Consider the following 18431-nt stretch of genomic DNA (forward strand, 5'->3'; position numbering starts at 1 on the left):
TTATAAAAGCATAAAGATGAAATTATGTAGACCATGGACAGCAATACTAATATCTAATCGTTTAGCTTTTAAGTAAACTAAACCTAAAATCATCCCCATGGAAGAATAGAAGAGTAAAACTAAACTAAGTCGAGGCTCATGCATTAAACCGAAAACTAGTGAACTAATCAGTAAACCTAGAAGGGGTTTGCCTTTAAAAAGATAACCAATTATGCCCACGCGAAAAATTGTCTCTTCGATACATGGGATTAATAATGAGCCAAAGGCAAATTTTATAATAAAATTAAAATGAGAGAATAAAGCTAGTAATAAATTTCCGTTTTCACTACTTGTAATCTTGTATAATAACAAAATCTGCGCTGAGATTTGAGCAATTATGTACATACTAGCAACTCCTAATAGCACAATTAGAAATTCCTTTGCACTCCAAGGCCAGTGTGCAATAACTGGAAACTCCCATTTTTTTGCTAAGTAAATCATTACTATAACAGTAATTGATAAGAGAATCAATCCAATGATTTGATTAAAGATTGGTAGTGAATTTCCATTACTTATCGGTAAAAACGTTAATGTCAATAAATTCCCATTTACCACAGTAATTAATAGTAAGGTCAACACACGAATCAATTTTTTCCCAAATGACATCATTATTCCTCAATATATTACATTAGAATTTTCAAAAAATCCAATGTAGTTATTATCCTGATTAGAATTATATTAATTATACCATTCGAGAATATTTTTTCAATCTATAAGTAAAAAATAAAAAAAGCTTAATTTTAAGCTTTTTTGTTTTCTTTGTAATAGACACAATAGGATGTCAAGGGACAAATCTCACATTTGGGATTTTTAGCTAGACAATGATAGCGTCCAAAAAAAATTAGACGATGATGGGTTACAACCCAATCTCTTTTAGGAATCTTAGCCATTAAATCTTTTTCAATCTGTGTCACGTCAGCATCTGGAGCTGAAATATTTAGTCGTTTTGAAACGCGAGCAACATGGGTATCAACTGCAATTGATGGAATACCATAGATTTCACCTAAGACAACATTTGCAGTTTTTCGTCCGACACCAGGTAGAGTTTCTAACTCAAGGTGACTTTTAGGGACCTGTCCATCAAACTTATCTAGGATTTCCTGGGCAGTTTTAATAATATTTCGTGCTTTATTCTTATACAAGCCAATTGTTCGAAGGCAATTTTCAACATCACTCAAATTTGCTGAAGCTAAATCTTCAATTTCAGGATATTTAGCCCACAAAAGTGGTGTTATTTTATTAACTGCTTTATCTGTTGTTTGTGCAGATAAAATGACGGCAACAAGTAATTGGAAGGGTGTCTCCCAATTAAGTTCTCCTTTTGCTTCTGGAAACATCTCCGCAATGATAGCAAGAACTTGTTTTAGTCGTGCTTTACCAATTCTCATTGATCACTCCAAAGGTTCATAGCGGATAAAAAATCTTCTGGAACAACAACATTTGACCCGTTTATATCATCTCTGGCTCTTTTCTTCTCTTCAACTTGATGTAAATTAGTAATACCTTCTTTACGCCAATTACGTAGGATAGCTTGAATGTATTTCCAATTGGTTTTACCATTAAAAACAGCTTCTTTCAAAGCTTCTCTAATTAATGCTGGATCAGTCTGATCTTCATTAACCGATTTTTCTAAATCTTCAAGTTCAAAAGGACTTAAAAAGCGACCCAACTCTCTCTCAAAATCATCAACAAGTAATTTGAATTGATTTGGATTGTTTTTAGTCTGTTCACCAGTCTCTTGGACACTTAGTAATTGATCTAATTTCTCTAAAGCAGGACTTGCATCGAATAAAATCTCAATCTCATCAGCAATCTTAATTGTTTTCATATTTAACAATTCTTGATTGGTTAAATTGGAGATAGATTTGTTAACCTCAGCTACAGTTTTGCCAATAGCATTGGCAATTTGACTAGGAGCTAAATCATCCATTTTAGTCGTATTTTGAAGAAAATAGAACTGCCATACCAAATAATCATTAGTATCTGAAAAAATATCATTAAAATGAAAAAGTAAGGCACTTGGAAGAACCAAGTTACCTGACTTATAATTTTCTAAAAAACTCATAATACCTCTATTATGCTATAGCAATAGCCATAGTTTCTATCAGTTTTTTCAATGGTTAAGTAAATTAACCTGGGAAATTCATCAAGACTTTATAGTCGATATCGCCTAAAGCGTCACGACCGTTTAAGCCATCTAATTCAATTAGGAATGCACAACCTGCAACTACTCCACCTAATTGTTGAATCATGTCGATAGTTGCTTTAACTGTACCTCCAGTCGCTAATAAATCATCTACGATAAGAACACGTTGACCAGGTTTAATAGCATCTGAATGCATTGTTAAAGTATCTAAACCATATTCTTTTTCATAGTCAGAAGAAACAACTTCACGTGGTAATTTACCTGGTTTACGTACTGGAGCAAAACCAATACCTAGTTCAACTGCCACAGGGCAACCGATGATAAAGCCACGCGCTTCAGGTCCGACAATCATATCAATATCTTTATCACACGCATATTGAGCAATCTCACGAATTGCATAGCTATATGCTTTACCATCAGCCATTAAAGGTGAAATGTCACGGAAGGTAATACCTTCTTTAGGATAGTTTTCAATTGATGCAATAAATTTTGTTAATTCCATAATTAATTTTAAATCTTTCTAGTGGTCTTAGCCAACAATAAAATACTCTTTATTATACCATTAAATGGAACTTTCGTAAATTAAAGGAGACAGGAGTTTTTTGTCAATTCAAATCTCAGAAAACCATTGCCTATTTAATCTTCATTAACCAAAAAATCATAAATTTCTTGCGGTGTTCCAAGTGACATTAGCTCTTGATACTTAACTAGTTTTTGTAATTCTTGATAAGTTTTACTATCCGCGATGTCACGTTTTGATGCATCCTTATTAACCGTCATTAAACCATTATCAATTGCAACAAAACCTAATTCATTAAAAATTTGAATCATTTTAACTAAAAGATATTTTTCAATTTTCAAGTAATCACTTAACTGACTTAATTTAAAACGAACATCAAATTCCGGAAATTGGTAAATCGTTTTATATAATCTTGCAAACTGATCCTTACTACCAGAACCGGAAAGATAATAAGGCTTATCAATATTATTTTTGAAGTAAATAGCTTCAAAATGTCTCTTTTGGAATTGCTGGCGCAAAGCCTCCAAATCCTCTGGCAAATCAATAATAGCTACTTCCTGACCATCATTTTCCACCATGATATCTGAAATATCATCCGGCAAAGTCATATTTCTAGCCCTGAAATCAAATAATTGCGGACTTTTGGTAGCCCTGGCATCGACTAACATAAGCTGAAGACTGGTGTTTCCATTCCAAGAATTAACTGTCAAAGTCACGGCCAATTCTAAATCAGCCAGTTGACTATATTCTAAATGATATTGTCCTTGATTAAAGGCAACAACATCAGTTTCAACTGAACCATTTTTTATCCGGAGCTTCAAGTGACTTTGATCAGCACCCATAGTCCGTGCTTGAACAACTGTGAAATCTTTGAGAGCAAAAACAGGTTTTTTATTGTCCATGCCAAATGGAGCTAAGATATTCAATTCTTTCAAGAATTCCAAACTCAAGTGATCAAGATCTAACCAACTATCAATTTTTAAACTATTTTTTTGACTTGTATCAATCTTTTCAGAGACAACGTAATCAGTTATGGAATCTGATAAAGCTTGAATATTTTCAGCTGGTAAGGTCATCCCAGCTGCACCACTGTGACCACCAAAAGCAGTCATCAATTCTCGTTGATGATTTAAGGCATCAAATATATTAATAGCCTCTATTGAGCGAGCAGAGCCTTTAGCAACCCCATTTTCAATATTCAAGACGATAACTGTTTGACTGATTTCTTCAAGAATTCTCCCAGCAACAATCCCAAGTACACCAGGATGCCAGCCGGCCTTAGCCAGAACTTGAACTGGTTTACTTAAGTCAACCATCTCAACAGCTTCATTATAAATAGTTTGAACCAAGCTTTTACGCTCTTCGTTTTTTTCATTAATCATGAGGGCAATGTCACGGGCTTCTTCATCATCAAATCCAGTCAAGAGTTCAATTGCTGGATTAGGATCATCTAAGCGACCTAGAGCATTTAATTGCGGGGCAATTTTAAAACCAACAGTATCCTCATCAATAGCGTCTAAATCAACTCCTGAAATAGTCATTAATTCTTGTAAACCTTGCCGTTCACTCTTTTTTAGGACTTTCAAGCCATTCTTTACTAAAACGCGATTTTCATCCGTTAAGGAAACCATATCCGCAATAGTACCAATAGCCACTAAATCCAGAAATTCAGTTGGAACTGTTTCTAGCAGGGCGCAGGCCAGTTTAAAAGCAACGCCACAGCCGGCTAATTTTTTAAAAGGATAGTCAGCTTCTGGATGTTCTGGGTGAATAACTGCGTAAGCTTGTGGTAATTGATCAGGTAGAGAGTGATGGTCCGTGACAATCACATCGACACCTGCTGCTTGCGCGTAAGCAATGGCCTCGTGACCCGCAACCCCATTATCAACTGTAATAATTAAACTAACTTGGTTTTGCTCAATGAAATACTTATAGACGCTTTCATTTGGACCATAACCATCTGTAAAACGGTTGGGGAGGTAGATTAAAGCCTCAGCTCCCATCATTTCAAGTGTTTCTTTCATGATGGATGCCGATGTCATCCCATCAGCATCATAATCTCCATAAACCAAAATCTGTTCAAAGTTTTCAATGGCGGTCCGAATTCTGTTCACCGCTTTGTCCATATCATTTAATAAATAGGGATCGTTTAAGTCAGAAAGGTCGGCCCGAAGAAAATGGTCTAATTTTTTTTCATCATCAATTCCTCTATCATAAAGGAGCCGACATATATCTTGACTAAGACTTTTTTTCTTTGCTAGTTTAAAGAAGCCATCATCTGGCTTCTTTTCATTTATAATCCAATCATATTTGGCTCTTATCATTTAAAATTAAAAACCTTTCTTGCGAGAAAATCTGAAAATCTTGGGAAAAGAGCATACCATTTTGCTGTAAATGCTAATAAGAGAGGCAGATTAATCTCACGTTTATTCGTACCAATACAAGTAACAACTTTATTAGCTACATGGTCTGCTTCCAAAGCAATCTGATCTACAGATTTAAGATAATTTCCATCCGGATCGGCAACTTCGAAGAACTTTGTTCTGATTGGTCCTGGGTTAATACTAGTAACATGGACACCACGGTCAGCTAATTCTAACCGAAGAGCATCTGTAAAACCAATCATGGCAAATTTGGTCGCGGAGTAAACACTCGATTTACTTGTTGAGACTAGACCTGCAATTGAGATGACATTGATAATGTGCCCCTTACCACGCGCAGCCATTTTTTGTCCGAAAAGACGGGCAAAATGCATGGAAGCAAAGGTATTAACCTTAAACATATCCTCTACTTCTTGACTGTTAAACTGATCGTACAATTTAAAGGCGCCATAGCCGGCATTATTAATTAAGACATCAATTTGGCCAAATTCTTGTGTAATGGATTCAACAATGGTTTCAATTTCCTGATGGTGACTAATATTTAAGGCATAACACATCTTGTTACTTCTCTTTTGGTACATTTTCTCAAGTTTAGCTTTATCACGGCCAAGTAAAATCAAAAAATCGTCAGTTGGCAATTGTTTGATAATCGCTTCTGCTAAGCCACCTGATGCACCTGTAATTACTATTTTTCTTCCTGTCATTAAATTGTAACTTCCTCTAAATCTTTGACGATTTTAACATTCTCAAAAATACTTGCCGCATCTTTTTCCATTTGTCGGCAATCTCTACTTAAAAAGCGAGCCGAGACATGGTTTAAGAGTAATTTTTCAACACCGGCATTTTTGGCAACTTGCGCAGCCTGCATGTTGGTTGAATGACCATGATTGCGAGCGATCTTTTCATCACCTTTGCCATAAGTTGACTCATGAACTAAAACATCGGCATTTTTAGCAAGTCTTTCTGAAGCTGGTGTTTTCCGAGTATCACCAATAATGGTAATTATCTTTCCTGGTTTTGGTGCCGAAATATAGTCTTTTGCATAAATAGTTCGGCCATCTTCTAAAACAATATCTTGGCCACTTTTTATTTTACCAAATAGAGGTCCAAAATTGACGCCAGCTGCTTTTAATCTTTCTGCATCTAATGTCCCTTCTAAATCTTTTTGAACGACCCGATACCCCATACAAAAGATAGTATGAGCTAACTTCTCAGCATAGACAATAAATTTATCTGTTTCCAAAATTTTGCCGAGTGATGATTCATCAAACTCATGAAAATTGATTTGATATGGTAGGCGTGATCCTGACAATTTTAAAGATGTTTGAACATAGTTTTTGATGCCAACCGGTCCATAAATATCAATATCTGTTTGTTCATCACTTGCTTGAAATGCTCGGCTTGATAAAAAACCAGGTAAACCGAAAATGTGATCTCCATGTAAGTGAGTAATAAATATTTTTTCTATTTTGCGGGGTTTAATTGTCGTTTCTAAAATTTGTCTTTGTGTTCCTTCACCACAATCAAACATCCATATTTGATTGATTTCATCTAATAACTTTAAAACTAAACTAGAAACATTGCGTTGCTTGGCCGGTTGGCCTGCTCCTGTTCCTAAAAATTGTAATTCCATTCGGTCTATTCTTTCTATTTGTCTAAATGAATAAAAAGCTTAAATTCACGCTCTTTATATTGATAATAGTATTGTCCCTGATAATGTTCAGCAAGAGATAGTACTTCTTCTTGATTATAACCACTAATACTAATCACTTGCTTTGAAAGTTTGAAAACTTTACTGAGCATTACGCCAGCTGGTGTGATATCTTCAATTTCCTTATCACCCCAGTTTAATTTGGCCATATGAATCTGATTAGCCATCACAAATACTTGATAATGGGGGAAAATTTGGGCAATTTCAAATAATAAGTCCGTATTCAATGGGTATTCAGTCTCACCAAATATCAATGATTCTTCATTTTCAGACGTGATATAAGCATAGCCGAATGATTTGCCTGAGAGATTTAAACGAATAAATGGTTTTCGTTCATCAAAACTAGGTTGTTCAGTCATCAAATCTAATGCCTGTGACATTTGAAAGTAATAATCAGTAGCCTCTTGTGGTGATTGTTTCTGATAAATTTCAGCAAAATAAGCATTAATAACACTCGGTGGGGGGGTAATAAAAGCTAATTTTTCAGTTGCTGGTAAATGTTCTAATACATTTTCTAAATAAGGTTTGTCTAGAGTCGTAAAACCGCCATACATAAGTGCTAATGAAATATAATCAGTCATATAAATCGTCTAATCTCCATTTATTTTTGCTGGCAATAAAGCCCGAAATGTCCTCAACTTCTTGATCAAAAGTGTAATTATCTAAAAGAGCTACTTTATTCAATGCATACAGTTTGTAAGCCTTGTCTTGATGAACTTTTATTGAAAATGGTTCAAAACTATCTCTGATTTGATCGATGATCAAATTTCTTAACATTTGGCGACTACCTTTGTCACGCGCTGATAAGCGAACATTGGGAAAAGCTGTCGCAGTCAATCCATCCGCAATGTCCATCTTATTATAAATGGCCAATCTAGGAATAGATAACATATCCAAATCTTTCAAGATATCTAAGACGACCTTCTCATGCTCAGTATGATCAGGGTCACTAGCATCTATAACATGTAGGAGCAAGTCGACATGTCGACTTTCCTCTAATGTTGATTTGAAAGCAGCAACCAATTCTGTTGGAAGATCTTGAATAAAGCCAACTGTGTCTGTTAAAGTAACTTGAAATTGATTTTGTAAGTAAATTTGTTTTGTTGTGGCATCCAAGGTTGCAAAAAGTTCATTTGCCTCATATTGGCCATCATCGGTCAAAACATTCATAATTGTTGATTTACCAGCATTGGTATAACCAATCAAGCCAATTTTAAAGGTTTCTGAACCAATCCGTTTATCTCTAATGGTTTGACGATTTTTCTCAACAACTGCTAGTTGCTTCTCAATATCTGTAATTTGATTACGGATTGACCTACGATTCAATTCTAATTGACTTTCACCAGGTCCTCGACTGCCAATACCACCGGCTTGGCGACTTAGCATAATTCCTTGTCCCACCAAACGTGGCAACATATATTTGAGTTGAGCTAAATGAACTTGCAATTTCCCTTCATGACTTCTTGCGCGCATGGCAAAGATGTCCAGGATTAATTGCATTCTGTCAATTACTTTAACCTCTAGTTCAGCTTCTAAATTAGAATTCTGACGTGCAGTTAAACGGTTATTCACAATAACTGTGTCGATGTCTTCTGCTTCAACAATCTCTTTCAGCTCGGCCAATTTACCCGAGCCAATAAAAGTCTTACTATCATACTTTTCTCTATTCTGAGTATAAGTATTAACAACTTCGGCACCAGCCGTTTCGGCTAAACTGGCTAGCTCTTTCATCGACATGTCAAAGTTTTCACTGGTTTGTAAAGCTACCCCTAGAAGGATAACCCGTTCTTTTTCTACTTTTGTTTCTGTCATTGCCATAAGCTTAGCCTCCAAATTCCGTAAGCTTTATTATACCATAATTCTGATATAAATCTCGAAGCTCAGCCTTGTAAAAATCCATTATTTTTCTAGAAATTGTTCAACAAATTTAAAAACATTATTGGGATAATCATGATCACTAATATGGAAAAAAGTGACCTGCATCCGATTCCTAAACCAGGTTAATTGACGTTTAGCAAATCGTCTTGTATTTTGTTTTAATTTTACCAAGCTATCCTCTAACGACATCTCCCCTCGAAAATAAGGAAAAAGTTCTTTATAGCCTATCCCTCGACACGCTTGAACTTCTGGATGATTATCAAATAACCATTTTGCTTCTTCTAATAGACCAAGTTCGACCATTTGATCAACTCGGTGATTAATCCGATCATAAATAATAGAGCGGTCATCATCTAATCCCACCAAGAGAACGTCATAGGGAAAGTCTTGGTTTTCCATCTCACCAGCAAACTTTTCTAATTCTAAGGCCCGAATCGCTCTGCGACGATTTAACTGATCAATAATAATTTCCTTTTCTGCAAGTAGCTGATAAAGTTCTTCGTCAGTTAAGAGGTCTAATTCCGCTCTGTAGTTTAATAGATCGGTTTGATTAACTTGTCCACCTAAATGGTAACCTTCAATTAAGCTTTGTATATACAAGCCAGTTCCACCAACAATGATTGGTAATTTTTTCTTGTCCTGAATAGTCACAATTGCTTGTTTTGCATCAGATACAAAATCAAAGGCTGAATAAGTCTCGGTGACATCTTTGATATCAGTCAAATGATGTGGAACAGCTGCCATTTCTTCTGGACTAGCTTTAGCAGTTCCTATATCTAGTTGTCGATAGACTTGTTGGCTGTCTCCAGAAATAATTTCGCCATTGTATTTTTGTGCTAATTTAATTCCTAATGCTGTCTTTCCAACAGCTGTTGGACCTAAAACAACAATTATTTTATTCTTCTTTTTCATGTCGTTCTTTCTTTTAAAATTATAGTCAAAGAAACGTCTTTTCCTTGATATTTCTTGTGTTTTCCGTTACCATATATTATAACATAAGAACAGGAACGAAATAGTTATCTGTTTATAGAAATGGAGAATCGCTATGTCTAAAAATTATCAATTTGCTAAAGGTCTAGCAACTGGTGTAGTTGCAACTGCTTTAACTGTTGCTAGCGCTGTATTTGCTGTTAAGAAAACAATTATCGAACCTGAAGAAGAAAAAGAAGCTTTTGTTGAAGAAAATCGTAAAAAAGCTGCTCGTCGTCGTGTAGCTCGTTAATTCTAACAAAAAAGCATATTAAGAAAAGAAGCCGACTTTTAGTCGACTTCTTTTTTGTATAAATAAGCTAAGTAGGTCACCAAGACATAAGAAACTAATAGGGTCGCAATCACAATTTCAGCACTAATTAAGATACTGAGCATCTTTCCCCAATGTAAAAAAATACTGGCCATACGAAGAGATGTAGCACTAATGACATAGGGGAAGGTGAAGGCCGAAAAACCTGGATTAAAGGGACGACGTAAGAGTCTTGGCAATTGCACAAGAACAAAGAAATACATGGCCTGTGAGGTTACCAATAAGAAGATAACCATAGCTTCTTGTGGCGTTTGAAAACTTGATAGATAACCTGCCAACAAAAGGCTAAGTGGTGCACATATGGTTGAAATGTTAGGTTTAACTGCTTCTGGCAAGCCAATTTTATAGGTTTTTATATAGAGGATGGGAAATAGCAAGAAGGTAATGACCAAACAAATCCAAAAGACAATTTTCCCGAATAGAAAAGCCTGGCTTGCTGGTGCTGTAAAAGTCGACATTGCTATCCCAACAAATAAGACTGTCCAAGAAGGATAGACATTCTCCCAAGAAAATTTGATGACAAAGTTGAGGCAGTAATAAGTGATTAAAACCAAATTACCAATAACAAACAACCACCAAAATGGCAGTCCAATCACTTTCAAACCTAATTGAATGGCTAATGATGAAAAGAGCATACCAACCATAAAAAAGGTCGGAAATACTGAGGAAACCAAAGGAGATTGGATTTCCTTTAGAGCTTGCTCTTTATTGGTAATGATCCCCTTTATTAAGAGAAAATATAAGAATAAAGCAAGGGCTGTAAAAGGTAATTTTATGATTGGAAGATAATTGGATAACAGATTGCCTACTGCCATTGTTCCTAAAACTAAACCAGACATAACTAAAGATGGACGATTTTGTTGATGCATTGTTAAACTCTTTTTCTACTTTATTTTGAAAGTGCAATAATTTTTAATGAACCTTTTAAGACGAAGATAAAAATCAAGCAGCCAATTAACAAATCAGGAATAGGCGATTTGGTCCAGCTAACTAAGAAACTGCTGACTATCAAGCCTACATTAATTAAGATATCATTGGATGTAAAAATTTGTGTCGCCTTCATATGAACTTCCTTTTGATCAGCTTTAGAAATTAGATAAAGGGAGACGATATTGGCAGCTAAGGCCATGAAAGCGACGGTCATCATTCCAATCCCATTTGGCAGATATTGGTGATTAATGACTCTAAAAATGACTTGACCAAAACCAATCAAAGCTAAGACCAACTGTAAATAACCAGCAATGGCAGAAACTAATTTCTTCCGAGATACTGATTGGGCAACTGCCATCAAAGCCATAAAATAAACTAAACTGTCAGCTAACATGTCTAAACCATCAGCTGAAAGTCCTAAAGAATGAAAAAAATAGCCTGCGAGTTCTTCAATCACAAAAAATGACAAATTGATAATCAAAACTTGCCCTAAGATAAATCGTTGAACAATTTGGTTTGTTTTCGAATTTATAGGACCTTCTACTATCTCACTACTAATAATCTGTGATTCTAGGCTTAGTTTGTCAATAGCTTGCAGGAGCTGGTCAGGATTTTCCTGATGGATAACTTTTGCCTGTCTTTCTTCAAAATCAACCGAGATATCTGTAATTCCTGAAAAATCAGACAGTGCCATTCTAACCAGTTGCTCTTCACTGGGACAATCCATTTTATTAATCTGAAAAATTGTTTTTGTGTAGGTCATTCATACTCCTCGTTCTTACAAGACAAAATATTCTCTATTATACCATAGCAAAATAAAAAAAATTCGGTTTCCCGAATTTTTTCAAACTGTTTCTAAAGCTGGTAATGTTTCACCAATTGCTTCTAATCGACTAGCCCATTCTTCACGGCTAAGTCCATTTTCAGCAACATAGCGATTTTTTTCATGTGCGCGGCATTCAGCTGAACAGCCACGTACATATTTGGCTTCATTTTCTTCACTGGCAAAAATTTGCTTATTACAAAATGGATTAGCACAATTCACGTAGCGTTCACAGGGTTGTCCATCAAAGTAATCTTTAGCGACCACAGTAGGATTGACATGATTGATTGGCACTGCAATTCGTTCATCAAAGACATACATGGCACCGTCCCACAATTCCCCTTGAACCTCAGGATCTTTACTATAAGTAGCAATTCCACCATGTAGTTGGCCAACATCTTTAAATCCTTCACGGACCATCCAACCAGAGAATTTCTCACAGCGTACACCGCCTGTACAATAGACAACCACGCGTTTTTCCATGAACTTCTCTTTGTTATCGCGAACCCATTGGGGTAAATCACGGAAATTACGGATATCTGGACGAATTGCTCCGCGGAAGTGACCTAAGTCATACTCATAGTCATTACGCGTATCTAAAACCACAGTTTCGTCATCTAGCAAAGCCTCTTTGAATTGACTTGGTGACAAGTATTCACCTGTAGTTTCCAAAGGATTAATATCGCTATCAAAATCTTCGTCTTCTAAGCCTAGATGGACAATTTCTTTTTTGTAACGAACAAACATTTTCTTAAAGGCTTGCGCATCTTCTGTATCTTCTTTAAACCATAAATCGGCAAAGCGTTCATCTGAATGAACCCAATCCATATATTTTTGAGTTGTTTCAAAATCACCTGAAACAGTACCATTAATTCCTTCATCAGCAATCAAAATGCGACCTTTAAGACCGATTGATTTACAAAATTCAAGGTGTTTAGCTGCATAAGCCTCAGCATCTTCAATGGCAACATATTTGTAATAGAGTAAAACTCTAATTTTTTTAGACATAATATCTCCTATAATAAAAAAACTTTGGTTCTATTATAGCTAAAAAGAGTAAGAGCTAGCAAAGTATTAGCTTGAACTATTTTTCACATAATAAAATTAGCATACTTATGTTTACTTTTTGACTTAAATTGAGAAATGTGAAAAAATAATATTAGAAAAGAAAGGGGTTTTATATGATTATTGGGATACCAAAGGAAATTAAAAACAACGAGAATCGTGTAGCTATTACACCTTCCGGCGTGCTTACTCTAACTGAGAACAATCATGAAGTTTGGATTGAAACTCAGGCTGGACTTGCTTCAGGTTTTTCAGACCAAGAATATCAAGAACAAGGTGCAATTATTAAATCCAGTCCTGAGGAGACTTGGCAAGCAGATATGGTATTGAAGGTTAAAGAGCCACTACCATCTGAATACAAATACTTTAGACCAGGATTAATCCTCTTTACTTATTTACATTTGGCTCCAGCACCTGAGTTAACTAAAGCCATTATGGATAGTAATATAATAGCTTTAGGATATGAAACACTAGTCGACAATAATACACTCCCTCTTCTCAATCCAATGAGTGAAGTTGCTGGACGTATGGCGACTCAAATTGGTGCTCATTATTTAACTAAAATTGAAGGTGGATCAGGAATCTTACTTGGTGGTGTTCCAGGTGTAAGTAAAGGCCATGTTGTCATTGTGGGAGGCGGTAACGTAGGTGTTAATGCCGCTCAGATGGCAGTTGGCTTAGGAGCACGGGTAACTATTCTAGATATCAATCCTAAACGTTTAGCTGAGTTGGATGCCATGTTCTCTGGTAAAGTACAAACCCTTATGTCCAATAGCTTGAATATTGCTAATAGTGTTCGGGATGCTGATTTAGTTATTGGTGCTGTCTTAATTCCTGGTGCACGTGCTCCAAAACTTGTCACTAAAGAAATGATTTCAACTATGCGGGAAGGATCCGTTGTTATTGATGTGGCTGTGGACCAAGGTGGTATTATTGAAACTGCTGATCGAACCACTACCCATGATGAACCAACTTATATCATTGATGGCGTCGTTCATTATGCCGTAGCAAATATGCCGGGAGCAGTTGCAAGAACGTCTACTATTGCCTTAACAAATGCAACATTAAAATATATTTTAGAGCTGGCAAACAAAGGTTTCAATAAGGCAATTAATGAAAGTCAACCCTTACGTTCAGCATTGAATGTCTATAAAGGCACTATAACAAATAAAGCTGTCGCTAAATCACTTGATTTAACATACCAAGAGCCAAATAATATTTAAAATTAAGAAAATATGTTTTACTATTACTAAAGGAGAAAAAATGACTTACGAATTATGTTTAGAATATGGTACTTATCCATTAACCGTTGAGGATGCACAATTAGATCAAGACAATGAAATTCCAGATTTTATTAAAAATGATCAAGACTTATTGGATAAATTAGACCGTATCAATACATTATTCCATGAATTATTTCTCACAATTGAATGCCAATTTCATTATATAGGTCATGAATATCCAGGAAAACGTCAAGAGATTGCAAAATTATATGATGACATAATTACTACATTACAAAATAATTATGCTGATCAGGATATTATCATTCGCAAATTGTTAATTCATTAATCAAAAAAGCAACTAAGATTTCTCTTAGTTGCTTTTCTTATAAAAAATTTATAATTTCAGCTTCACGGGGGTGGTAGTAACCAATTTCAATCCCTTTTTTTAGTCGATTGTCATATTTCTGGTTCAAATCATCAATTGTTCTTGAATAATTGTCATAATCTGGAACATCATCTCTACTAGTTTCAGGATTCGACATGTCAAAATGTTCAGTTGTTATAATTTCACCATCAGATACTTTTAAATAATCTTCGAAAGCTGCAGTTGAATCGTAAGAAAAATAAGTGTGTAAATGATTGTCTCTCATATTCGATACCTCACAATAATATTATATCAAACAAATAAATAAAGGTTGGAAAATTTCCAACCTTTATATTTTGGCTCTATAATTTCTGTAGTGGGTAAATCCACTGTAGAGATTATGGAGCCTTTTTGAGTATATACAAAAAGTCCCATATGACCTATAATGAAAAGTGCTCAAACTATCATTTTAGAAAGACTCATATGGAACAACTAAATCTTATCACAAATTTTCTCAGAATTAAAGACAAAAATATCACTATCACTGATGAATATGATATGGGAACTCACTTAGAACTCCACGGTCACTTGGACTACACAGCCCCTAAATGCCCAAAATGCAAGGGACAAATGGCTAAGTACGACTACCAGAAAACTTCTAAAATCCCCTACTTAGAAACTGCTGGCTACCCTTTACTTATCCGCCTTAGAAAGCGTCGTTTCAAGTGTAAAGATTGCGGAAAAATGGCGGTCGCTGAAACTCCTCTTGTCAAGAAGAACCACCAAATCTCTGTCGCTGTTAACCAGAAAATCGCACAATTACTCATCGAAAATCAAGCAATGAAACATATTGCACACAGGCTATCAATTTCAACATCGTCAGTTATGAGAAAGCTCAATGAGTTCAAGTTTGAAACGGATTGGAATACCCTACCTGAGGTGATGAGTTGGGACGAGTATGCCTTCAAGAAGGGGAAAATGAGCTTCATCGCTCAAGATTTCGACTCCCTAAATGTCATCGCCATTCTCGACGGAAGAACTCAAGCAACCATCCGAAACCACTTTCTTCGCTATCCTAGAAAGGTTAGAAATCGGGTCAAAGTGATTACCATGGATATGTTTAGTCCCTATTATCAACTTGCTAAACAACTTTTTCCGAATGCAAAAATTGTACTCGATCGCTTTCATATCGTGCAACACCTTAGTCGTGCTATGAACCGTGTCCGTATTCAAATTATGAATCAATTCGACAGAAAATCGCAGGAATACCGAGCCTTGAAACGTTACTGGAAATTGATACAACAAGATAGCCGTAAACTCAGCGATAAACGATTTTATCGTCCTATGTTTCGAATGCATTTGACTAACAAGGAAATCCTAGAAAAACTCCTGTCTTTCTCCGAGGAACTACGACAACACTATGTACTCTATCAGCTTCTCTTATTTCATTTCCAAGAGAAGAACTCAGACCATTTCTTTGACCTCATCGAACAGGAAATAGCCATCGTTAATCCTATTTTCCAGACGGTATTGAAGACATTTTTAAAGGATAAAGACAAGGTTGTAAACGCCATGGAATTGCCTTATTCCAACGCCAAACTGGAAGCTACCAATAATCTCATCAAAGTCATTAAGAGAAATGCCTTTGGTTTCAGGAACTTTGAAAACTTTAAAAAACGGATTTTGATTGCATTGAACATAAAGAAAGAGAGGACGAAGTTCGTCCTCTCTAGGTGTTAGCTTTTCATCTACCCACTACAGTTGACAAAGAGCCTATATTTTTTAATTTTCTGAATGCCAAATTTCTTGGTTATATTGTTCAATTGTTCTGTCTGATGAGAAAAATCCAGCTTTACCAATATTGTTCACAACTTTAGTCATCCATAGGTCCTGATCTTCATAATCGTTAATCATTTTTTCTTTAACTTCAATATATTCAACTAAGTCAATTAATGTCATAAACCAATCTTTAACAACAAGTTCTTTATATAAGCGAGCCAAGCGTTCGCCATTACCAAGTTGCATCATTTCAGGGCTAATAATAAAGTTAACCGCATCTTTGATTTGAGGATGAGCATCGTAGTAAGATTTTGGAACATATCCACCATCAGCATAAAGATTGATAATAGTATCAGAATCTTTACCAAAAGTATAAATATTATCCATACCAGCTAATTCCGCAATTTCAACATTAGCACCATCCATTGTACCAAGTGTTAATGCTCCATTTAACATAAATTTCATATTACCTGTTCCAGAAGCTTCTTTAGAGGCTAATGAAATCTGTTCTGAAATATCAGTTGCAGGAATAAGATGCTCTGCCACAGTAACATTATAGTTTTCAACTAGATGAACATTTAAGAAAGGACTAACTTCTGGGTCATTATTAATCAATTCTGAAAGACAAAGAATTAAATGAATTATATCTTGTGCAATAACATAAGCTGGGGCTGCTTTACCACCAAAAATAACAGTAATTTTGCGTTTAGGTAGGTTGCCCTTTTTGATTTCCAAATATTTATGAATGACATAAAGAGCATTCATTTGTTGACGTTTGTATTCATGGAAACGTTTAATCTGTGTATCGATAATAGAGTTTTCATCTAATTCAATACCTTTATTTTCCTTCAAATAACGTTTCAAGGCTAATTTATTATTAAATTTTATCTCTGCTAATTTTGCATGAACTTCTTTATCATCAGCAAAAGCTAATAATTTTTCAAGTTTACTTGCATCAGTGAGATAGTCATCTCCAATTAAATCTTTGATATAAGCCGCCAAATCCTGGTTAGCAAATTCTAACCAGCGACGGAAAGTAATACCATTTGTTTTATTGTTAAATTTCTCTGGGTATAATTGATAGAAAGCTTTCAATTCACTGTTTTTAAGAATTTCTGTATGCAATGCAGCCACGCCATTAACGCTTGTTGCAAAGTGAATATCCATATGAGCCATATGTACACGACCTTCTTGGTCAATAATCTGAACAGAAGAATCATTATTTTCTGATGCAATTAAATCATTTAATTTCTCAATGATTGTTACCAAGTGAGGAACTACTTCATTTAAGTATTCCAAAGGCCATTTTTCTAAGGCTTCTGCTAAGATTGTATGGTTTGTATATCCAACCATTTGTTTCACAATTGACACTGCAACTTCAAATGTCATGTCATACTTTTCAGTTAATAAGCGGATTAACTCAGGAATGACCATTGAAGGATGAGTATCATTGATTTGTACATAAGCATATTCAGGCAAATCAAGAAGATTTGAACCACGTTGGATGGCTTCATCAATTAATAACTGAGCCGCATTTGAGACCATAAAGTATTGTTGGTAAATACGTAATAACTCGCCATTTTTGTCCGAATCATCTGGATAAAGGAATAGTGTTAAGTTTTTTGCAATTTCAGTTTTATCAAATGAAATACCATCCTTGATTAATCCATAATCAATACCATCAATATCAAATAAATTCAGATAATTCTTTGTATCGCGTTTATATCCAAGGACATCAATTCGATCCAGACGTGATTTCAAAGTGAAATTTTTAAATGGTACATCATATGAAATCTCAGTTGGAACTAACCATGAATCTTTTTCAATCCAAAAGTTTGGTTCTGCTTCTTGTTCATTATGATTGAAAACTTGTTTAAAAAGTCCACAGTGATAATTTAAACCAACACCTTCGCCGTTAATCCCAAGACTTGACATTGAATCAATAAAACATGATGCTAGGCGACCTAAACCACCATTACCTAAAGAAGGTTCAAGCTCTTCATCTTCAATTTCAGCTATAGACTTACCAACAGAAGAAAGTTCTTCCTTGACCTCTTGATAAATTCCAAGATTAATAAGGTTATTTGATAATAATTTACCAATTAAAAATTCTGCAGATATATAGTAAACTTTGCGTTTAGCAGTATTCTTTGATTTTCCACTTGCTTCTTCTTTAACGAAATTTAAAAGTGAAATATAAAGTTCTTTATTACTTGCTTCCGCAAGTGACTTCCCTAGATTAGATTCCGTATAAGTTGTAAAAGTGTTCATG

The 18431-nt window shown here is 35.2% G+C and carries 18 protein-coding genes and 1 pseudogene; 4 read left to right on the forward strand and 15 right to left on the reverse strand.

Annotated elements, in window-relative coordinates:
- The 10 genes from MKY69_RS06610 to miaA form a co-directional block, all read right to left on the reverse strand.
- Entirely contained in the window at positions 1-648 is a 648-nt protein-coding gene (locus tag MKY69_RS06610; protein WP_340791199.1) for a CPBP family intramembrane glutamic endopeptidase, read from the reverse strand.
- 131 nt (positions 649-779) lie between these two features.
- The gene (gene nth / locus MKY69_RS06615) at positions 780-1427 is read right to left on the reverse strand and encodes an endonuclease III (RefSeq protein ID WP_076752121.1); all 648 of its coding nucleotides are present in this window, start codon (positions 1425-1427) and stop codon (positions 780-782) included.
- Positions 1424-2104, reverse strand: a complete 681-nt coding sequence (locus MKY69_RS06620) for a DnaD domain-containing protein (protein WP_003103839.1) — start codon at positions 2102-2104, stop codon at positions 1424-1426. Before MKY69_RS06620 ends, nth begins: the two co-directional genes overlap by 4 nt.
- Positions 2105-2168: 64 nt before the next feature.
- Positions 2169-2687: an adenine phosphoribosyltransferase gene (locus MKY69_RS06625; protein ID WP_003107150.1), complete on the reverse strand. Its 519-nt coding sequence runs from the start codon at positions 2685-2687 to the stop codon at positions 2169-2171.
- 134 nt (positions 2688-2821) lie between these two features.
- Positions 2822-5029, reverse strand: coding sequence for a single-stranded-DNA-specific exonuclease RecJ (gene recJ / locus MKY69_RS06630; RefSeq protein ID WP_340791201.1), 2208 nt, complete (start codon positions 5027-5029; stop codon positions 2822-2824).
- Entirely contained in the window at positions 5026-5790 is a 765-nt protein-coding gene (locus MKY69_RS06635; protein WP_340791203.1) for an SDR family NAD(P)-dependent oxidoreductase, read from the reverse strand. Before MKY69_RS06635 ends, recJ begins: the two co-directional genes overlap by 4 nt.
- Entirely contained in the window at positions 5790-6719 is a 930-nt protein-coding gene (rnz, locus tag MKY69_RS06640) for a ribonuclease Z (RefSeq protein WP_003107154.1), read from the reverse strand. Before rnz ends, MKY69_RS06635 begins: the two co-directional genes overlap by 1 nt.
- Positions 6720-6733: 14 nt before the next feature.
- The gene (locus MKY69_RS06645; protein ID WP_003105761.1) at positions 6734-7378 is read right to left on the reverse strand and encodes a hypothetical protein; all 645 of its coding nucleotides are present in this window, start codon (positions 7376-7378) and stop codon (positions 6734-6736) included.
- On the reverse strand, positions 7371-8609 hold the full coding sequence (gene hflX / locus MKY69_RS06650; RefSeq protein ID WP_096633746.1) for a GTPase HflX: 1239 nt from the start codon (positions 8607-8609) through the stop codon (positions 7371-7373). Before hflX ends, MKY69_RS06645 begins: the two co-directional genes overlap by 8 nt.
- 87 nt (positions 8610-8696) lie before the next feature.
- Complete coding sequence (gene miaA, locus MKY69_RS06655) at positions 8697-9587, reverse strand: tRNA (adenosine(37)-N6)-dimethylallyltransferase MiaA (RefSeq protein ID WP_003103573.1); 891 nt, start codon at positions 9585-9587, stop codon at positions 8697-8699.
- 133 nt (positions 9588-9720) lie between these two features.
- Here miaA and MKY69_RS06660 point away from each other — a divergent pair, with 133 nt between their 5' ends.
- Positions 9721-9897, forward strand: a complete 177-nt coding sequence (locus MKY69_RS06660) for a DUF3042 family protein (protein ID WP_003103674.1) — start codon at positions 9721-9723, stop codon at positions 9895-9897.
- Positions 9898-9935: 38 nt separating this feature from the next.
- On the opposite strand, the gene MKY69_RS06665 is transcribed toward MKY69_RS06660, so the two are convergent.
- The 3 genes from MKY69_RS06665 to trhO all read right to left on the reverse strand — a co-directional run bounded on the left by MKY69_RS06665 (position 9936) and on the right by trhO (position 12736).
- A complete protein-coding gene (locus tag MKY69_RS06665) occupies positions 9936-10844 on the reverse strand; it encodes a TDT family transporter (protein WP_340791204.1) in 909 nt (302 codons plus the stop codon).
- A 20-nt stretch (positions 10845-10864) separates the two neighbouring features.
- Positions 10865-11668 (reverse strand): cation transporter, encoded by an 804-nt coding sequence (locus MKY69_RS06670; protein WP_003107157.1) that lies wholly within the window; start codon positions 11666-11668, stop codon positions 10865-10867.
- A gap of 81 nt (positions 11669-11749) precedes the next feature.
- Entirely contained in the window at positions 11750-12736 is a 987-nt protein-coding gene (trhO, locus tag MKY69_RS06675; protein WP_003107158.1) for an oxygen-dependent tRNA uridine(34) hydroxylase TrhO, read from the reverse strand.
- 173 nt (positions 12737-12909) lie between these two features.
- Here trhO and ald point away from each other — a divergent pair, with 173 nt between their 5' ends.
- Positions 12910-14016 (forward strand): alanine dehydrogenase, encoded by a 1107-nt coding sequence (gene ald / locus MKY69_RS06680; protein ID WP_003107160.1) that lies wholly within the window; start codon positions 12910-12912, stop codon positions 14014-14016.
- Positions 14017-14056: 40 nt separating this feature from the next.
- Positions 14057-14362, forward strand: a complete 306-nt coding sequence (locus tag MKY69_RS06685; protein WP_003105071.1) for a hypothetical protein — start codon at positions 14057-14059, stop codon at positions 14360-14362.
- Between the two features lie 40 nt (positions 14363-14402).
- Here MKY69_RS06685 and MKY69_RS06690 read toward each other — a convergent pair.
- Positions 14403-14666 (reverse strand): annotated as a pseudogene (locus MKY69_RS06690) (hypothetical protein); the annotation flags it as partial.
- A gap of 197 nt (positions 14667-14863) precedes the next feature.
- Here MKY69_RS06690 and MKY69_RS06695 point away from each other — a divergent pair.
- On the forward strand, positions 14864-16120 hold the full coding sequence (locus tag MKY69_RS06695; RefSeq protein ID WP_017768237.1) for an ISL3 family transposase: 1257 nt from the start codon (positions 14864-14866) through the stop codon (positions 16118-16120).
- Positions 16121-16162: 42 nt separating this feature from the next.
- On the opposite strand, the gene glgP is transcribed toward MKY69_RS06695, so the two are convergent.
- Positions 16163-18430, reverse strand: a complete 2268-nt coding sequence (gene glgP / locus MKY69_RS06700; RefSeq protein ID WP_340791206.1) for a glycogen/starch/alpha-glucan family phosphorylase — start codon at positions 18428-18430, stop codon at positions 16163-16165.
- Position 18431: the final 1 nt, after the last annotated feature.

The organism is Streptococcus sp. FSL R7-0212 (assembly GCF_038007985.1).
Taxonomy (GTDB): Bacteria; Bacillota; Bacilli; order Lactobacillales; family Streptococcaceae; genus Streptococcus; species Streptococcus parauberis.

Coding starts and splice junctions, on each gene's coding strand:
- MKY69_RS06610 (WP_340791199.1), bottom strand. CDS start 648: ATGATGTCATTTGGGAAAAAATTGATTCGTGTGTTGACCTTACTATTA.
- nth (WP_076752121.1), bottom strand. CDS start 1,427: ATGAGAATTGGTAAAGCACGACTAAAACAAGTTCTTGCTATCATTGCG.
- MKY69_RS06620 (WP_003103839.1), bottom strand. CDS start 2,104: ATGAGTTTTTTAGAAAATTATAAGTCAGGTAACTTGGTTCTTCCAAGT.
- MKY69_RS06625 (WP_003107150.1), bottom strand. CDS start 2,687: ATGGAATTAACAAAATTTATTGCATCAATTGAAAACTATCCTAAAGAA.
- recJ (WP_340791201.1), bottom strand. CDS start 5,029: ATGATAAGAGCCAAATATGATTGGATTATAAATGAAAAGAAGCCAGAT.
- MKY69_RS06635 (WP_340791203.1), bottom strand. CDS start 5,790: ATGACAGGAAGAAAAATAGTAATTACAGGTGCATCAGGTGGCTTAGCA.
- rnz (WP_003107154.1), bottom strand. CDS start 6,719: ATGGAATTACAATTTTTAGGAACAGGAGCAGGCCAACCGGCCAAGCAA.
- MKY69_RS06645 (WP_003105761.1), bottom strand. CDS start 7,378: ATGACTGATTATATTTCATTAGCACTTATGTATGGCGGTTTTACGACT.
- hflX (WP_096633746.1), bottom strand. CDS start 8,609: ATGACAGAAACAAAAGTAGAAAAAGAACGGGTTATCCTTCTAGGGGTA.
- miaA (WP_003103573.1), bottom strand. CDS start 9,587: ATGAAAAAGAAGAATAAAATAATTGTTGTTTTAGGTCCAACAGCTGTT.
- MKY69_RS06660 (WP_003103674.1), top strand. CDS start 9,721: ATGTCTAAAAATTATCAATTTGCTAAAGGTCTAGCAACTGGTGTAGTT.
- MKY69_RS06665 (WP_340791204.1), bottom strand. CDS start 10,844: ATGCATCAACAAAATCGTCCATCTTTAGTTATGTCTGGTTTAGTTTTA.
- MKY69_RS06670 (WP_003107157.1), bottom strand. CDS start 11,668: ATGACCTACACAAAAACAATTTTTCAGATTAATAAAATGGATTGTCCC.
- trhO (WP_003107158.1), bottom strand. CDS start 12,736: ATGTCTAAAAAAATTAGAGTTTTACTCTATTACAAATATGTTGCCATT.
- ald (WP_003107160.1), top strand. CDS start 12,910: ATGATTATTGGGATACCAAAGGAAATTAAAAACAACGAGAATCGTGTA.
- MKY69_RS06685 (WP_003105071.1), top strand. CDS start 14,057: ATGACTTACGAATTATGTTTAGAATATGGTACTTATCCATTAACCGTT.
- MKY69_RS06695 (WP_017768237.1), top strand. CDS start 14,864: ATGGAACAACTAAATCTTATCACAAATTTTCTCAGAATTAAAGACAAA.
- glgP (WP_340791206.1), bottom strand. CDS start 18,430: ATGAACACTTTTACAACTTATACGGAATCTAATCTAGGGAAGTCACTT.